The sequence below is a fragment of the Gallibacterium salpingitidis genome (genome assembly GCF_030517105.1).
In the GTDB taxonomy this organism is placed as follows: Bacteria; Pseudomonadota; Gammaproteobacteria; order Enterobacterales; family Pasteurellaceae; genus Gallibacterium; species Gallibacterium salpingitidis.
Genome location: NZ_CP103875.1, coordinates 340,220 through 358,045, shown reverse-complemented (window position 1 = coordinate 358,045; position 17,826 = coordinate 340,220). Strand labels below are relative to the sequence as shown.

The window sequence follows — 17,826 nt, the reverse complement described above, 5'->3', positions numbered from 1 at the left end:
AACTCTTAGCTTAAAATAACGACACTCACTTTGAACTAATTGTAAGACAATAAAATCAAAGCACAAGCCGTTATTACATTACTCTTTACTCTAGGAACTCATCATGCAGGAAAAATACCCAAAAATTCAGATTTTCTTTCACTGGCTATCATTACTCTTCATTATTCTCACTTATCTTAGCGTCAAATTAAAATCTCTCGATTTAACCTATGATTGGCATCAATTAATGATGAGTACTCACTTTACTCTAGGAATTTGCGTTTGGTTAGTGGTGATTATTCGCATTGGATTACGCCATCTTTATCTAAGTAAAACACCAGCCATTACGCCAACTCCACCAGTATGGCAAACTAAATTGGCGCATTATGTCCATTTAGCGTTATATCTTGTTTTCATTCTGTTACCGATTTTGGGATCATTAACCGTTTTAAATAAAGGTTTTGCAGTTTCATTTTTAGGTTTTCCGATTCTGTCGGGTTTTACGGCTAATCCTGGTTTGGCTCATACTCTCAAAGAAATTCATGAAACACTTGCAAATGGTGCATTAATTCTGATTGCATTGCATGCCATTGCCGCGCTATATCATCACTATATTGTCAAAGATAATACGTTATTAAGGATGATGCCGCATAAATCGAAATAACTTTCCAGATAAATTGAACGAACAATAAACAACTGCCCGTTTTTATCACTCGCTTTCTCGACATATTACCAGTGAATAAGATATAATCGGGCGTTCAAAATTTTTAGTACACTCGTGTTATTGTAAATAACAACGGTTTTTTTGCGTGTTCGGTAGCCTAAATTGCCGAGTACAATTATTTTTTTGAGGTAGCATAAATGCAAATTTCAGTAGAAACCACTCAAGGATTAGAACGCCGTATTAGCATTACTGTACCGGCAGATGTCATTGAACAAGCTGTTCGTGAAGAATTAAAAAGAGTAGCAAAAACTGCTCGTATCGATGGATTCCGTAAAGGAAAAGTTCCACCAAGCATTATTGAAAAACGTTTCGGCGCATCAGCTCGCCAAGATGTTTTAGGTGATGTAATGCAACGTCATTTCTTTGATGCGATCATTCAAGAAAAAATTGACTTAGCAAGCCGTCCTACTTTCACCCCAGAACAATATAAAATCGGTGAAGATTTAACTTTCTCTGCAACTTTTGAAGTTTATCCAGAAGTTGAAATCAAAGGTTTAGAAAATATCAAAGTAGAAAAACCAGTTGTTAAAATCACTGACGCTGATGTAGATAAAATGGTTGATACTTTACGTAAACAACAAGCAACTTGGGAAGAAAAAGACGAAGCTGCACAAGCTGACAGCCGCGTGACTATCGATTTCGTTGGTTCAATCGACGGCGAAGAATTTGAAGGCGGTAAAGCAACTGACTTCGTATTATTTATGGGCCAAGGCCGCATGATTCCTGGTTTTGAAGATGGCATCGTTGGCCACAAAGCAGGCGATCAATTCGAAATTGATGTGACTTTCCCAGCAGAATATCACGCAGAAAACTTAAAAGGTAAACCAGCTAAATTCGCAATTACCTTGAAGAAAGTAGAAGTAATGGTATTACCAGAACTTACTGATGAATTCGTTGCTAAATTTGGTCCAAACACCAAAACTGTGGCAGATCTTCGCAACGAAATTGTGAAAAATATGCAACGTGAACTTGATAATGCAGTAACTGCAAATATCAAAACTCAAGTGCTTGATGGCTTACTTGAACAAAATGAACTTGATGTACCAAGCTCAGCAGTAGATCAAGAAATTGATGTATTACGTCAGCAAGCTGCACAGCGTTTCGGTGGCAATGCAAAACAAGCATTAGAATTACCACGTGAAATTTTTGAAGAACAAGCAAAACGTCGTGTGAAAGTTGGCTTATTACTTAGCAAAGTCATTTCTAGCAACGAATTAAAAGTTGATGAAGATCGCGTGAAAGCAATGATCGCAAGCATCGCTTCAGCTTATGAACAACCACAAGAAGTTGTTGATTACTACAGCAACAACAAAGAACTTTCTAACAACATTCGTAATGTTGTATTAGAAGAACAAGCGGTTGATGCAATTCTTGCTAAAGCACAAGTATCTGAAGTTGAAAAATCTTTCGATGATATTATGAATGCACCACGTGCATAATTAATCGATAAATTATCATCATTCTAGTTATTAAGTGCGGTTACTTTTAAGCCGCACTTTTTCTATTTTTTATTGCTGCCTCACTGAGGTTTGCTGACAATAGGAGCAAATATGGCATTAGTCCCTATGGTTATCGAACAAACGGCGCGTGGCGAACGTTCTTTCGATATTTATTCTCGCCTACTCAAAGAGCGTGTCATTTTCCTTACTGGAGAAGTTGAAGATAATATGGCGAATCTTATCGTCGCCCAGTTATTATTCTTAGAATCAGAAAACCCGGAGCAAGATATTAATATTTATATCAATTCACCTGGTGGTTCTGTTACGGCAGGAATGGCGATCTACGATACAATGCAATTTATTAAACCTGATGTACGTACGCTTTGTATTGGTCAAGCTTGCTCAATGGGTGCATTTTTACTTGCTGGCGGTACTGCCGGAAAACGCTTTGCGTTACCGCACTCTCGCATCATGATTCATCAACCTTTAGGTGGATTTAGAGGACAAGCATCAGATATTCAAATTCATGCTCAAGAAATCTTGAAAATTAAAGAAACGCTCAATCAACGTTTAGCTTTCCATACTGGCCAACCGTTAGAAGTTATCGAAAAAGATACTGATCGTGATAACTTTATGTCAGCACAAGCAGCACAACAATATGGATTGATTGATACCGTACTGACTCATCGAGAATAACTAAGCGAGAAAACTATGTCAGATAAATCAGAAAATAACGAAAAGTTTTTTTGTTCACTTTGTGGCAAAGAGAAACATGAAGTTGAGAAACTGATTGCGGGTGTTTCTGGTTACATTTGCAATGAATGTGTTGAAACTTGCCACGATCTATTGGCAGCAGAAGCTAATAAAGAAACTGCAAGCGAGCAGAAAAAAGCTCCTTTAGAGAAACTGCCGACTCCACACGAAATTCGCGCTCATTTAGATACTTACGTTATTGGCCAAGAACACGCGAAAAAAACTTTAGCAGTGGCAGTATATAACCACTATAAACGTTTACGCAGCAATGATGATAATCTTGATGTTGAACTAGGTAAAAGTAATATTTTGCTGATCGGGCCAACCGGAAGTGGAAAAACTTTCTTAGCACAAACATTAGCAAGACAACTTAATGTGCCTTTTGCGATTGCTGACGCCACTACCTTAACTGAAGCTGGTTACGTCGGTGAAGACGTAGAAAACATTATTCTACGCCTGTTACAAAACTGCGATTACGATATCGAAAAAGCGCAACAAGGAATCATCTATATTGATGAAATTGATAAGATTACCCGCAAATCAGAAAATCCATCAATTACGCGAGATGTTTCTGGTGAAGGCGTGCAACAAGCGTTACTCAAACTTGTTGAAGGTACAATCGCTGCTGTGCCACCACAAGGCGGCCGTAAGCATCCACAACAAGATTCATTAAAAGTGGATACTTCAAAAATCTTATTCATCTGCGGCGGTGCATTCGCTGGTTTAGATAAAATTATTGAGAAACGTACCCATAAAGATCGCGGTATTGGTTTTAGTGCTGAAGTGAAAATTGACGATAAAAAAGAAAATATCAGTCAATTATTCGCACAAGTAGAAACTGAAGACCTGATTAAATTTGGTTTAATTCCTGAATTTGTTGGACGTTTACCAGTAATCGCCTCTTTAGCGGAACTAGATGAAGAAGCGCTAATCAGTATTCTCACTGTGCCAAAAAATGCGTTAATCAAACAATATCAAGCTTTGTTTAAACTAGAAAATGTCGAGCTTGAATTTTCTCCTGAAGCGCTAACCGCAATTGCGAAAAAAGCATTAGCGCGGAAAACAGGTGCGCGCGGTTTACGCTCTATTGTAGAAAACATCTTACTCGATACTATGTATGACCTACCTTCCTTAACAGGCTTGAAGAAAGTTATTATTGATAAAGATGTTATCGACAACAAAGCACTACCAAAATTAGAGTATTAATCATTTTTGCCCCTCTATTAGCTGATAAAGTCATAAAAGAGGGGCTTACTCCATTTTGCTACAATTGCTAGCAATTTATCTCACATTTCCCCTTTTATTTTCAGCTATCAAGTGCAGAAAAGTGCGATACAGATCATAAAATCAACAACTCCTTATTTCTTCCACCATAAATATTGTTAAAATTCAAACAATTTATTACATCTTTTTAACATTTAGGAGGGTAAATATGCCTATTTCATCACAACAACTAATTCAACAAACTGAACAATATGGAGCAAACAATTATTTACCCTTACCCATTGTAATTAGTAAAGCCAAAGGAATTTGGGTAGAAGATCCAGAAGGAAAGCGTTATTTAGATATGTTGAGTGCCTATTCTGCTGTTAATCAAGGTCATTGCCATCCTAAAATCATTCAAGCCTTAAAAGATCAAGCTGATCGCGTTACCTTAACTTCCCGCGCGTTTTTTAATGATCAACTTGGCCCTTGGTATGAACGAGTTTGTAAACTGGCGGGTAAAACAATGGCATTACCGATGAACACCGGTTCAGAAGCAGTAGAAACCGCAATTAAAGCGGCACGCCGTTGGGGCTATGATGTAAAAGGGATCGCAAATAATCAGGCAGAAATCATTGCTTGTGTCGGTAATTTTCATGGTAGAACAATGGCCGCAGTTTCGCTCTCTTCCGAAAAAGATTACCAGCGTGGTTTTGGCCCATTACTCGGCGGTATTAAGTTAGTTCCTTATGGCGATCTTGATGCGTTAGCACAAGCGATTACGCCAAATACAGCTGCCTTTTTGGTAGAACCGATCCAAGGTGAAGCTGGTATCGTCATTCCACCAAAAGGTTATCTGCAACAAGCTCTTGCACTGTGTAAACAACATAATGTGCTATTTATTGCTGATGAAATTCAATCAGGATTAGGACGTACTGGTAAACTATTCGCGTGTGAATGGGAAAATGTGATCCCTGATATGTATATTCTCGGCAAAGCGCTTGGTGGCGGTGTGTTCCCTATCTCTTGTGTTGTTGCTGATAAAGAGATCCTTGGCGTCTTTAACCCTGGTTCTCATGGTTCTACCTTTGGTGGTAATCCATTAGCCTGCGCAGTATCTCTTGCCGCTTTAGATGTATTGGAACAAGAAAAATTAGCAGAACGTTCACTTGAATTAGGTGAATACTTTCTCAATGAGCTGAAAAAAATCGAATACCCTTATATTAAAGAAGTACGCGGTAAAGGCTTGTTTATTGGTTTAGAACTTACCAAAGCAGCGCGACCATATTGTGAAGCGTTAAAAGAGAAAGGCTTACTTTGCAAGGAAACTCACGATAATGTTATCCGTTTCTCCCCGCCATTAGTGATCGAAAAAGCTGATCTTGACTGGGCATTAAGTAAAATTAAAGAAGTGTTAACCGTTTAAACTATCTCAGAACCTATCCACTACAATGTTGGCTAGTTTCTTTTACTATTAAAAACTGCTATCTTATTGAGAATTTTTCTCAATAAGATAGCTAATATAATGCGATATTTTTATATTTCACTTGGTTTTCTCTGTTTAATTTTAGGTATTTTAGGGACTTTTTTACCCGTATTGCCAACAACACCATTTCTACTTTGCACCCTCTTTTTCTTTGGCAAAAGCTCGCCGCGTCTAGAGGCATGGTTTAAACAAAGCCGCATTTATCATAAATATCTAAAAACCTTCAATGAACAACGTGCACTAACGAAAAAAGCAAAAATTTATATTTTATGTATTTCTACTTTGATGATGGCATTATCTGCTTATGCTGTTCCACATATTCTTGGCAAAATCAGCATTGTTATCCTACTTTTAATTGAATATTGGTTCTTTTTCTTTTGGATTAAGACATTACCCAATACACAAATAGATGAAAACGCATCATAGTTAAATGGTTTATAAAAGAAATCCCCTCCTTTTTACAAAAGTAAGGGGATTTTTATTTAGATCAGGTGTTCAAACTATAGGAATAAACCTGCAAAAACGAAACCAAAAATTAAGCTGAATATTAGGCTTAATAAGCCTGGAATCATAAAACTATGGTTAAAAATATACTTACCTATACGAGTTGTACCTGTGGTATCAAAGTCAATAGATGCAATAATCGGACCATAATTTGGGATAAAGAAATAACCATTTACAGCAACAAATGTTGCGATAATAACATAAGGCGGTAATCCTAAAGAAATCCCTAATGGAACCAAAACCGCTGTTGTTGCGCCTTGACTATTTACCATAACAGAAAGAGCAAATAATGCTAAAGCGAATGTCCAAGGTGCAAACTCAACTAACCCTGATACAGCTTCTTTTACTTCTGCAAGATGTGCTGTTGTTAATGTATCACCTAACCAAGCAATACCAAAGATAGCAACAATAGCACGCATACCGGCATGGAATACAGAACCTTGTGTAATTTTATTTCCATCTGGCTTACAAGTTAAGATAATAAAGGCACCAATAGTTAACATAATAATTTCAATAGTGTGTGCCATCCCCATAGCCTTACCATCGAAGCTAGGTCTTAAGTTAGGAAACGCCCCCATAATTACAACTAATAAAGCACCAAGCAAGAATAATGAAACAGATATTTTTGCTTCTTTGGTTACTTCCATTTTTTCTTCATCTAGAAGGGTAACATTGTTTTCCGCATATGCAGGATCTTTAAGTAATTGTTGATAATGAGGGTCATCTTTTAACTCCTTACCCATTTTATTAACAAATACGCAAGCTAAAGCAATACCAAGTGTAGTTGAAGGAATGGTAACACTTAATACATTAGTTAATGTTATTCCTTGAGGCTCCAAATATGCAACACAAGCAACAACTGCAGCCGCAATAGGACTTGCTACAATAGAAAATTGTGATGCGATTACCGCCATAGATAAAGGACGTTCTGGGCGGATTCCATTATGGCGGCTAACTTCAGCGATTACAGGTAATACAGAATAAGCAACATGTCCTGTACCAGCAAAAATAGTAAAGATATACGTTACGGCTGGTGCTAAAAATGTAATATATTTAGGATTTTTCCGTAAAATACGTGTAGCGATCTTAATCATATAATTTAGACCGCCGGCTGCTTGCATAGCTGCTGCAGCCGAAACTACAGCCATAATCATTAACATTACATCAATAGGTGGGCTCGTTGGTTTTAAGTCAAAACCAAAAGAAAGTATGGCTAAGCCTACCCCACCCATAACACCTAAACCGATACCGCCAATGCGAGCACCAATTAAGATACACAATAAAACAAGAGCAAATTGTAATAAAAACATAATAGTTCCAAATTAATTATTGTTGATAAACGATTAAAGTCCTACTTCTAAAAATCTTTCAATAGAAGTGTCGCGAATTGTATCAAAAAAATTTCCTAAAAGGCTGATTTTTATCAATTTTCGACAGTATAGTAAGCCTGTGAAATATGAATTTTATTATTGAATAGGATTAAAATAATTTATGAATAGCTCGTAGAAATATATTTCTTAAATATCCAGAACAGAATGAACCCAACCGCATAACATTAGTTATTTTTATTTAATTAAAATTTAACTTTTATAGCCAAAAAATTAAAATATATCGCTATGGTAAATAAAAATATACTTAGAAAAAACAGAATTATTTTTCCTTATAAAATAAATTGGGTTAAAATTAGCCGATTTTATCTTTGACTGACAATAATCTAAGGAGTCCTCGTGTTTAATCTTATCGAAAATGACATCCATCTAGGTGAAAAAGCTGATGATAAACAGCAAGCGATCACCGCTGTAGCACAAGCATTTATCAATAAAGGCTTAGTGGAAGAAGGCTATCTTCAAGGTATGCTTGCACGTGAACAACAAACATCAACTTTTTTAGGCAATGGTATCGCCATTCCACATGGTACATTGGATACTCGCCACTTAGTAAAACAAACTGGTGTGCAAATTTTCCAATTCCCAAATGGCGTCAAATGGAGCGATAACAATATTGCCTATTTAGTAATTGGGATTGCGGCAAAATCAGACGAACACCTCGCAATTTTACGTCAATTAACCCATTTGCTCGGTGATGAAGAGATTGCTGAAAAATTAGCAAAAACGACGAATCCACAAGATTTTATTTCACTCTTTAATGGCAATATCGTTGATGCTGCCTTTATTTCATTAGATGTAGATACCAACAGCTTATTAACGCTTACTGCAATCAATGCAGCTAAATTACAAGAAGCCGCTGCCGTTGATACTCAATTTGTTAGCGAAGTGATCGCTTCTCCGGCATTACCACTAGGTAATGGCATTTGGGTAAATGATAGCGCTGTTGGTAATAGCAAAAACGCAATTGCGGTTGCACGTCCAAAACAAGCGTTCCAACACAATAACAAACAAATCGCTGCAGTAGTTACCGTTGCTAGCGTCGATGAAAAAGTTGATAACTTATTAGTCAATTTATTAGATCCGCAATGCCAACAAGTATTATTAAAAGGCAATGCTGAACAAGTTCAAGCTGCCTTACAAGGCAAAGCTGTTACTGTTGCTGAAGCTGCTGCGCCAGCTACTCAAGCTGAACCTGCTGTTGCACCAGCTACAGAAAACGCAAGCGCTGCTCCGCAAGCTGCACCAGGACAACTCGAAGCAACCTTTATTGTGAAAAACGAACATGGTTTACACGCTCGTCCATCAGCAGTGTTAATCAATGAAGTGAAAAAATATAAAGCAACCATTCAAGTAAGAAATGTTGATCGTGATACCGCATTTGTTAGTGCGAAAAGCTTAATGAAAGTGGTTGGTTTAGGAACAACTAAAGGTCAACGCTTATGTTTCATCGCTGAAGGTGAAGATGCAGAACAAGCGTTAAAAGGCATTGGTGAAGCAATTAACGCAGGCTTAGGAGAATAATATGCCTCGTATTGCAACTATTACACTCAACACCGCCTTTGATTTAGTAGGACGCTTACCGCGAATCCAACTTGGCGAAGTGAATACTGTTGAAACTCTTGGTATCTATCCAGCAGGGAAAGGAATCAATGTCGCTAAAGTATTACACGATCTGGATCTTCCTGTCACCGTCAGCGGTTTCCTTGGTGAAGATAATCAAGGCGATTTTATCCAAATGTTTCAACAACTCGGTTTAGATGATCGTTTTCAACGTGTCGCGGGTAAAACTCGTATCAATGTAAAAATTACCGAAACCGAAGCAGATGTAACTGATCTTAACTTCTTAGGTTATCAAGTGTCGTCTGATGATTGGCAGAAATTTGTTAATCAATCATTTGCTTGGGCAAAAGATTATGATTTGGTCGCGGTTTGTGGCAGCTTACCAAAAGGTGTTGATACTAAAGCATTTAAAAATTGGCTCAAAGCATTAGGGCAACAAACCAAAGTAGTATTGGATAGCAGTAATGCCGCACTTACCGCAGGCTTAAAAGCTGCTCCTTGGTTAGTAAAACCAAATCATCGTGAATTAGAAGCTTGGATTGGCAAACCATTAAATTCAATCGCAGAAATCATTGCTGCTGCAAAACAACTCAAAGCCGAAGGCATTGCAAATGTGATCATTTCTATGGGAGCTGAAGGTTCACTTTGGATCAGTGATCAAGGCGTATTACAAGCAAAACCACCTAAATGTACCAATGTTGTCAGTACGGTTGGTGCCGGTGATTCTATGGTGGCTGGTTTGATTTATGGTACTCAACACGCCCTGTCACAAGAACAAACATTACGTTTTGCTTCAGCGGTTTCTGCATTAGCCGTATCACAAAGCAATGTGGGCGTTGCCGACAAACAAGCATTAAATCAACTGCTAGATCAAGTTAAGATTACAAAAATTGAGGAATAACCAATGAATATCTATCTCCATTCTCAAGAAAAACGTGGTAACGCGACGTTATTCTTATTAAAACAAATGGTGGCAAAAGCTGCCGCGCAACAAAATCACCAAGTTGCTGCACAATTACAAGATGCAGATATGGTGATCGTATTAGGACAAAAACTTAACAATAATCCTGCTTTTGCTGGTAAAAAAGTTTACTTAACTACTTTTGAACAAGCATTTAATGCGCCGGAAGCAACCATTCAACAAGCAGTAGCTAATGCAAGTGCATATCAAGCTACTGACGATGCAGCAGCTCCGGCAGCTGATCGCCCATTAAATATTGTTGCAGTTACTGCTTGTCCAACCGGGGTAGCACATACCTTTATGGCGGCGGAAGCAATTTCAACTTACTGCCAAAAACAAGGCTGGAATGTGAAAGTTGAAACTCGCGGCCAAGTGGGCGCAAGTAATCTTATTTCTTCAGAAGATGTTGCTGCAGCGGATTTAGTCTTTATTGCAACCGATATTGACGTTGATCTCAGTAAGTTTGATGGCAAATTGATGTACCACACTTCAACTGGTTTAGCATTAAAGAAAACTGCACAAGAATTTGATAAAGCATTTAAAGAAGCGAAACCATATCACCACAAACAAGATAATAGCGCTGCTGCTAAAGCTGATAGCAAAGAGAAAGGTGAGAAGAAAGGTATCTATAGCCACTTAATGACTGGTGTATCACATATGTTACCAATGGTGGTTGCTGGTGGTTTAATTATTGCACTTTCTTTCGTATTTGGTATCGAAGCATTCAAACAAGAAGGAACATTAGCTGCAGCATTAATGAAGATTGGTGGCGGCAGTGCCTTTGCTTTAATGATTCCAATTCTTTCCGGTTATATCGCTTACTCTATTGCTGACCGTCCAGGGTTAACTCCAGGTCTTGTTGGCGGTATGTTAGCAAGCTCACTTGGTGCTGGTTTTATCGGTGGTATTATTTCCGGTTTCTTAGCAGGTTATGTAGCGAAAGCGATCAATGATCACGTAAAACTGCCACAAACGATGAATGCGTTAAAACCGATCTTAATTATTCCATTCTTCTCAACATTAATTGTTGGTTTAATTATGATCTATATCGTAGGTGAGCCAGTAGCTTGGTTGATGAACAGTATGACTGAATTCTTAAAAGGTATGCAATCAGGCAGCGCAGTTGTTCTTGGTATTATCCTTGGTGCAATGATGTGCTTTGATATGGGTGGTCCAATTAACAAAGCCGCTTATACTTTTGGTGTAGGTCTATTAGCTTCATCTTCTTACTTACCAATGGCAGCAGTAATGGCGGCAGGTATGGTGCCGGCTCTTGGTATGGGGATTGCAACCTTTATCGCTCGTAAAAAATTCACCGCTAATGAATTAGAAGGCGGTAAAGCCTCTTTTGTTCTTGGCTTATGCTTTATCTCTGAAGGGGCAATTCCATTTGCGGCACGTGACCCAATGCGTGTTATTCCAAGCTGTATGCTTGGTGGTGCATTAACTGGTGCATTATCAATGGTATTTGGTGTGCAATTAATGGCACCACATGGCGGTATCTTTGTATTAGCCATTCCAGGTGCAATCCAACCAGTATTACTTTATTTAGTTGCAATTGCTGCTGGTAGTATTTTAACCGGTGTGCTTTATGCAATGATTAAACCAAAAACATTAGAAGCTTAATTCTTAATTAATTTAGCAAAGAAAAGTCTAGCGCCCCGCTAGACTTTTTTATTTTGTCAGCAAAGTACATCATTTTTTATTGGTGAAATTCATACATAAGTTTCAGCAAATCCACCAATTGCGATTGTAGAAACAGGCGTTTTTGCATACAATAGCAAGCCGTTTTTAGCGACAGGATAAGTAATTGTGGCAAAAATTAAATTGATTGTAGGACTAGGCAATCCGGGCAGTAAATATAGTGATACTCGCCATAATGCTGGTGAATGGTTAATTGAGCGCTTAGCTCACCGTTTTAACCTCAATTTAAAAGATGAAAATAAATTTTTCGGCAAAACAGCAATAGCAACGATCGCTGGGCAAGATGTACGTCTTTTAGTACCAACTACCTTTATGAATCTAAGTGGGAAATCAGTAGGTGCTTTAGCCACTTTTTATCGGATTTTACCTGAAGAAATTTTAGTTATTCATGATGAATTAGATTTACCACCGGGTAGCGTGAAATTAAAACTCGGCGGTGGTCATGGCGGACACAACGGTCTAAAAGATATTATTGCGCAATTAGCAAATAGCAAAAATTTCTACCGTTTACGCGTGGGTATTGGTCATCCTGGCGATAAAAATTTAGTTGCTGCTTATGTATTAAGCAAGCCGGCTCCGCAAGATCAACAACTTATTGATAAAGCATTAGACGAAGCTGAAAGCTGTATTGAAATATTAATCAAAGATGGAATCGATAAAGCGATGAACCGCTTAAATGGATTCCGCGCCTAAAAACAGACAAGGATAAATTATGGGATTTAAATGTGGCATCGTTGGTTTGCCAAATGTCGGTAAATCAACTCTTTTTAATGCGTTAACCAAAGCGGGTATTGAAGCAGCAAACTACCCATTCTGCACTATCGAACCGAACACTGGTGTAGTACCAATGCCAGACAACCGTTTAGATGAATTAGCGAAAATCGTTAATCCACAACGTGTGTTACCAACCACAATGGAATTTGTTGATATTGCTGGTTTAGTGAAAGGTGCATCCAATGGTGAAGGCTTAGGTAATAAATTCTTAGCCAATATTCGTGAAACTGACGCTATTGGTCACGTTGTACGTTGTTTTGAAAATGATGATATTGTTCACGTTGCTGGAAAAATTGATCCTGCTGATGATATTGATGTCATCAATACCGAATTAGCCTTAGCCGATTTAGAGAGTTGCGAAAAAGCAATTCAACGTTTACAAAAACGCGCAAAAGGCGGCGATAAAGAGGCAAAATTTGAATTATCTGTAATGGAGAAATGCTTGCCTGTATTAGAGAACGCCGGAATGATTCGTTCAATTGGATTAGATAAAGAAGAGTTACAAGCGATTAAAAGCTATAACTTTCTTACTTTAAAACCAACAATGTATATTGCCAATGTTAATGAAGATGGTTTTGAGAATAATCCATATCTTGATCGTGTGCGTGAAATTGCTGAAAAAGAAGGTGCTGTGGTTGTCCCTGTTTGTGCAGCGATTGAAGCGGAAATTGCCGAATTAGAAGATGAAGAGAAAATCGAATTCTTACAAGAGCTTGGTTTAGACGAACCGGGTTTAAATCGCGTTATCCGCGCTGGCTATAAGTTGTTAAATTTACAAACCTATTTTACCGCTGGAGTTAAAGAAGTACGTGCTTGGACAATTCCGGTTGGCGCAACTGCACCAAAAGCTGCTGCGGTAATCCATACCGATTTTGAAAAAGGCTTTATTCGTGCTGAAGTCATCAGCTATGCTGATTTTGTGGAATTTGGCGGTGAAAACGGCGCAAAAGAAGCCGGTAAATGGCGTTTAGAAGGAAAAGAATATATTGTGCAAGACGGCGATGTCATGCACTTTAGATTTAATGTATAACCCTCCAAAATTACATACATTTAACCCTCTTCAAATTTGAAGAGGGTTTTTCTTATGATCAGACTTTACAGCAAAAACATTTCAACGTTAGACATAATTTATTTATTCTTCGAACTGGTTCCCATATTTTTTTCTTATTTTTTCCTTATCACTTCAGTGTATATAACATTCATCATAAATAAATTATTGCAACAAGCTCGTATGAAATATCAAAAGCAATATTTAAAAATATATGCACGAGAATTACGTTTAAACGCTACCGAAGCAGAAAAACGATTGTGGTCCAGAATTAGAAATGATCAACTGCTAGGGTTTCGGTTTAATCGTCAAAAAGTGATTTTAAACTACATTGTGGATTTTTATTGTGCAAAAGCAAAGTTAATCATTGAGTTAGATGGTGGGCAACATTATCAAACAGAACATCAAAAAAAAGATCGTATTCGAGATAAAAAATTATCAACATTAGGGTTAACAGTGTTAAGGTTCGATAATATCAGAGTAATGACAGCACTTGATGATGTTGTCGAAGAAATTTATCAGTTTTTAAGCCAATACAATGAAAAACTTGCTCTTTGAGGTAAATATTAAAATATTGGTGTATTAAATAAATCATATACATTTGATTTTATTAAATTTAAATCTCCCCTAACCCCTCTTTATTTCATTAAAGAGGGGAACCTATCATCATTTGGATTGAGATAATTGCTTTGTGGAGATATCTTTTATCACTTAAATTGAGAATCGTGCTTTGTGTTAAGTTCTTTTGTTATCGCCAAAATGCTCAGAATTGTGTACTTCACCGGCAGAATCCTCTTCAAGATTGAAGAGAGAACCTATCATCATTTGGATTGAGGTAATTGCTTTGCGGAGATATCTTTTATCACTTAAATTGAGGGTCGTGCTTTGTGTTAAGTTCTTTTGTTATCACCAAAATGCTCGGAATTGTGTACTTCACCGGCAGAACCCTCTTCAAGATTGAAGAGGGTACGGGAGATTTGAAAAATCTATATTTTTCAAATAATTAGCCAAAAAGTACTGAAATATCAGTGCATTAAATAAATCGTATCCATTTGATTTTATTAAATTTAAATCTCCCTACTCCTCTTTATTTCATTAAAGATGGGGAACTTCAAAACCACTACCAATTCTTGCTTTCATTTATCTTAATTACTAAAACGGATACTCTCTTTTCTTACAGCGAAAATTTTCCGCCATAAAATCAATAAAACTACGGACTTTAGCGCTCATAAATTGGCGATTCATATAAGCAACATACAACGTATGATTACGATTAGCTGGGTGAGGAATAATTTGCAATTTGCCGGCTTGAATATCCGCTTCACATAAATAACTCGGTAGATAAGCAACACCTTGCCCAGCTAACGCTAATTGATACAGCATTAAGGTGTTATCACTGGCAATAGTGTCGGTAAAATGCTGATCAAGATGAGTATAAGTTGGAATTAAGCCGCGATGTTGATCCCATTGCTGTTCGCTCTGTTGTGCGAATTGCGTTAAATATTGTGGGCTGGCCACCCAATGAAAGGCAATATTGGTAATCGGTTTAACAATCAGGTTTTCTGATAAATGCGCTGTTACTTTTAATGCTAAATCAAAGCCTTGTCCCACTAAATCGGCATGATGATTATCCAATGAAAGTTGTAAATTGACCTTTGGATAACGGCGACAATATTCTGCTAACAGATCGGCAAATTTTTGTGTCGCAAACCATACTGGCATCGTGATTTTGAGTGTACCTTGTGGGTGAATAGTTCCTTGACTTACCACTTGTTTTGCTTCTTCTAAATCATCAAGCGCCACAATGCAACGTTGATAATAATGCTCCCCCATTTCAGTTAAACTTAATTTTCTGCTGGTACGATTGAGTAGTTTCGCTTGTAGGTAATTTTCTAAATGAGAAAGGTGTTTGCTCACCATTGAAACTGAGAGATCTAACTGATCCGCCGCTTTGCTAAAACTGCCACTTTCAACAATTTGGCGAAAAATTTTCATACTTTGTAAGGTATCCATAATTATTTCCTATTAAGAAAAAATACTTTTCTAAAAACAATATAGTTTTCCCATTTTGAAATCAATATACTGGCGTCGTTTTTTCAATTACTACTTAAAAAAGGATAAATTTATGTTTGATACACAAGCTTTACGCCCTTATGGTTTAGCATTATTGCGTATTGTTGCTGGTTATACTTTCTTATTACATGGCAGTGCCAAATTATTTGCTTTACCACACGTTCCTTCATTCGATGGATTATCGGTTTTTTCTCTTTTAGGAATCGGTGGCATTTTAGAATTAGTTGGTGGTATTTTATTAGTCCTTGGCTTATTCTCTCGATTAGCCGCCTTTATTCTCTCTGGCGAAATGGCTGTTGCTTATTTTATGTTCCACGCTTCCGCTGCAACCTTTGCGTTACCACTATTAAACGGCGGTGAAGCTGCAGTGTTGTTCTGCTTCATTTTCTTATATGTAGCAATCTCAGGCAGCGGCGCATGGGCGTTAGATAATCTAAGAAAGAAATAATGATAATTTAAGGAGTTAGTTATGAGTAACGTTTTAGTATTGCGTACCTCTGTTAATGGCGATCATAGTTTTTCTAATCAATTAATTGATCAATTTATTGCAAAAACCAAAGCGAAATGGCCTGAAGTGCAAATTGTTGATCGTGACTTGGACGCAAATCCAGTACCAATGTTAAATAAAGAAACAACACCTGCGATTCGTGCAGGCGTAGCGGAAACTGAAGCACAACGTCAAGCGATTGCATTATCTGATGAATTGATTGCTGAATTAAAAAATGCAGATTATATCGTACTTGGTTTACCACGTTATAACTTCACCGCACCAGCAACATTCAAGAGTTATGTTGATTATGTTGCACGTCCTCGTGTGACCTTTAAATATGATGAAAACGGCCCACAAGGTTTATTACCGAACGTACCTGTGTTCGCTTTTGTTACTAGTGGCGGTGAATATGAAGGTACTGAATTTGACACAATGAGTAGTTGGGTTAAACAAGTATTAGGTTTTGTTGGTTTAAACAATGTGGATTTAATTCACGTTGAAGGTTTAGCTTATAAAGCAGAAGAAGCTATTGCCAAAGCTTCTGCCAAAATTGATGAAATTTTAAAATAAACCTCATATACCTCTGTAAAAATTAATAAGCTCATTTCACACAATAACCTATACCGTTAAGGTATGGGTTATTATATTTTTAATACTTTGGTACTTCTGTTTGTAGCAATTTTCGTTCAAAAGCAGCGTACAAATACATCGCCGCAATGGATAAGTAAGGCGACCATTTTTTACAGTGTTGTTTGATCGCTGCAGGTCTTATCTCTTGCGTTTGATAAAGCCATTTGTATGCAGATAAAAAAGTTGCATCTTCATAAGGAAGTACATCAGGACGATGGATTTTATAGAGATACATTTTAGCCGTCCATGAACCGATCCCTTTAATTGTCGTTAAACATTTTATTAATTGATTATCTGGTAATGCTTTTAATGTTCTAAAATCAAGGCTGCCGTTCGCTATCATTTGCGCAATCTCTTTAATACAAACAGCTTTTCGATTTGAAATACCAATATTTCTTAGCGTTTCAATATCTAATTGATTAATACTTTCTACCGTTACTATACCACCACAAATATCCGTTAAGCGCTCCAACATCACGTCAGCTACTTTAATAGAAAGCATTTGCCCTATAATTTGTTCTAACAAAAATAGAAAATCATCTTTTGTATCAGTATGAGTAAGATAACCTATTTGCTCGATTAGCCATGCAAGTTGCTTATCTTGCCTTTTGAGAAAAATAATGCCCTCTTCATAATTTGGGAAATTTTGTGTTGTCATCTTGTTTAATGCCTTAAAGTAAATGCCACTGATAAATTTTAGCTGTTCTTAATTCTTCCACCAAAGCAGTGCGCCAATCACAATGGCAAAAATAACAAACCAAATTATCTGTACTTTGGCATTTTGTTTATTCATTGCTTTTCGATACGCAATATCTTGCTCTAAACGTTGTTGATAGATTTTTTTCGCGGCTTCATCGTGCAAGACAGCTTGACAGAATGGGCAATGAGTTAATTCTTCATTCACTTTCTTTTCACATTGTGGGCAGGATAACATTGTTGTTCCTCTTTAGTTCTATTCGCCTGCGTAATATAGCGAAAAAAAATCTACAAACCAATGTTCACTGGCTTTTTTGCCATACTAAAATTTAAAAAACACAAAAAAATCATCATAATTTTAAATAAAATTCAAATAAAACATTTTAATGATAAAAAATTTATTATATTTTTATA

The 17,826-nt window shown here is 37.1% G+C and carries 18 protein-coding genes; 14 read left to right on the top strand and 4 right to left on the bottom strand.

All coding sequences use genetic code 11. The annotated features are described in order from the left end of the window. Positions 1 to 103 precede the first annotated feature (103 nt). From NYR30_RS01690 to NYR30_RS01665, 6 genes are all read left to right on the top strand, one after another. Complete coding sequence (locus NYR30_RS01690; RefSeq protein ID WP_066112692.1) at positions 104 to 643, top strand: cytochrome b; 540 nt, start codon at positions 104 to 106, stop codon at positions 641 to 643. Between the two features lie 197 nt (positions 644 to 840). Next, entirely contained in the window at positions 841 to 2,142 is a 1,302-nt protein-coding gene (gene tig, locus NYR30_RS01685; protein WP_066112690.1) for a trigger factor, read from the top strand. A 111-nt stretch (positions 2,143 to 2,253) separates the two neighbouring features. Beyond that, positions 2,254 to 2,838 carry an ATP-dependent Clp endopeptidase proteolytic subunit ClpP gene (gene clpP, locus NYR30_RS01680; protein WP_066106502.1) on the top strand — a complete coding sequence of 195 codons (585 nt, stop codon included), beginning with the start codon at positions 2,254 to 2,256 and terminating at the stop codon, positions 2,836 to 2,838. A 15-nt stretch (positions 2,839 to 2,853) separates the two neighbouring features. Then, the gene (gene clpX / locus NYR30_RS01675; protein WP_066112688.1) at positions 2,854 to 4,101 is read left to right on the top strand and encodes an ATP-dependent protease ATP-binding subunit ClpX; all 1,248 of its coding nucleotides are present in this window, start codon (positions 2,854 to 2,856) and stop codon (positions 4,099 to 4,101) included. A 226-nt stretch (positions 4,102 to 4,327) separates the two neighbouring features. Then, entirely contained in the window at positions 4,328 to 5,524 is a 1,197-nt protein-coding gene (locus NYR30_RS01670; RefSeq protein WP_302501711.1) for an ornithine--oxo-acid transaminase, read from the top strand. 99 nt (positions 5,525 to 5,623) lie between these two features. After that, positions 5,624 to 6,010, top strand: coding sequence for a YbaN family protein (locus NYR30_RS01665; protein WP_066106494.1), 387 nt, complete (start codon positions 5,624 to 5,626; stop codon positions 6,008 to 6,010). A gap of 74 nt (positions 6,011 to 6,084) precedes the next feature. Here the strand turns inward: NYR30_RS01665 and NYR30_RS01660 are convergent, their stop codons facing one another. Then, positions 6,085 to 7,398 (bottom strand): anaerobic C4-dicarboxylate transporter, encoded by a 1,314-nt coding sequence (locus NYR30_RS01660; protein WP_066106492.1) that lies wholly within the window; start codon positions 7,396 to 7,398, stop codon positions 6,085 to 6,087. A gap of 417 nt (positions 7,399 to 7,815) precedes the next feature. On the opposite strand from NYR30_RS01660, the gene fruB reads away from it, so the two are divergent. From fruB to NYR30_RS01630, 6 genes are all read left to right on the top strand, one after another. Beyond that, complete coding sequence (gene fruB / locus NYR30_RS01655; RefSeq protein ID WP_302501708.1) at positions 7,816 to 8,997, top strand: fused PTS fructose transporter subunit IIA/HPr protein; 1,182 nt, start codon at positions 7,816 to 7,818, stop codon at positions 8,995 to 8,997. Between the two features lies 1 nt (position 8,998). Next, positions 8,999 to 9,937 carry a 1-phosphofructokinase gene (gene fruK / locus NYR30_RS01650; RefSeq protein WP_302501706.1) on the top strand — a complete coding sequence of 313 codons (939 nt, stop codon included), beginning with the start codon at positions 8,999 to 9,001 and terminating at the stop codon, positions 9,935 to 9,937. Positions 9,938 to 9,940: 3 nt separating this feature from the next. Beyond that, positions 9,941 to 11,623: a PTS fructose transporter subunit IIBC gene (gene fruA / locus NYR30_RS01645; protein ID WP_302501704.1), complete on the top strand. Its 1,683-nt coding sequence runs from the start codon at positions 9,941 to 9,943 to the stop codon at positions 11,621 to 11,623. Between the two features lie 186 nt (positions 11,624 to 11,809). Beyond that, complete coding sequence (pth, locus tag NYR30_RS01640; protein WP_302501702.1) at positions 11,810 to 12,394, top strand: aminoacyl-tRNA hydrolase; 585 nt, start codon at positions 11,810 to 11,812, stop codon at positions 12,392 to 12,394. Positions 12,395 to 12,413: 19 nt separating this feature from the next. Further along, entirely contained in the window at positions 12,414 to 13,505 is a 1,092-nt protein-coding gene (gene ychF / locus NYR30_RS01635) for a redox-regulated ATPase YchF (RefSeq protein WP_302501701.1), read from the top strand. 201 nt (positions 13,506 to 13,706) lie between these two features. Next, entirely contained in the window at positions 13,707 to 14,081 is a 375-nt protein-coding gene (locus NYR30_RS01630; RefSeq protein WP_302501699.1) for an endonuclease domain-containing protein, read from the top strand. A gap of 594 nt (positions 14,082 to 14,675) precedes the next feature. Here the strand turns inward: NYR30_RS01630 and NYR30_RS01625 are convergent. Continuing rightward, complete coding sequence (locus NYR30_RS01625) at positions 14,676 to 15,536, bottom strand: LysR family transcriptional regulator (RefSeq protein ID WP_302501697.1); 861 nt, start codon at positions 15,534 to 15,536, stop codon at positions 14,676 to 14,678. 112 nt (positions 15,537 to 15,648) lie between these two features. Here NYR30_RS01625 and NYR30_RS01620 point away from each other — a divergent pair, with 112 nt between their 5' ends. Together NYR30_RS01620 and NYR30_RS01615 are read left to right on the top strand one after the other, a co-directional pair. Then, positions 15,649 to 16,044, top strand: a complete 396-nt coding sequence (locus NYR30_RS01620; RefSeq protein WP_066107080.1) for a DoxX family protein — start codon at positions 15,649 to 15,651, stop codon at positions 16,042 to 16,044. Between the two features lie 21 nt (positions 16,045 to 16,065). After that, complete coding sequence (locus NYR30_RS01615) at positions 16,066 to 16,656, top strand: FMN-dependent NADH-azoreductase (protein ID WP_302501695.1); 591 nt, start codon at positions 16,066 to 16,068, stop codon at positions 16,654 to 16,656. Positions 16,657 to 16,735: 79 nt separating this feature from the next. Here NYR30_RS01615 and NYR30_RS01610 read toward each other — a convergent pair whose 3' ends face one another. Together NYR30_RS01610 and NYR30_RS01605 are read right to left on the bottom strand one after the other, a co-directional pair. Next, the gene (locus NYR30_RS01610; RefSeq protein WP_302501693.1) at positions 16,736 to 17,374 is read right to left on the bottom strand and encodes a DNA-3-methyladenine glycosylase family protein; all 639 of its coding nucleotides are present in this window, start codon (positions 17,372 to 17,374) and stop codon (positions 16,736 to 16,738) included. Between the two features lie 48 nt (positions 17,375 to 17,422). After that, entirely contained in the window at positions 17,423 to 17,650 is a 228-nt protein-coding gene (locus NYR30_RS01605) for a hypothetical protein (RefSeq protein WP_302501691.1), read from the bottom strand. Between the last annotated feature and the right edge of the window lie 176 nt (positions 17,651 to 17,826).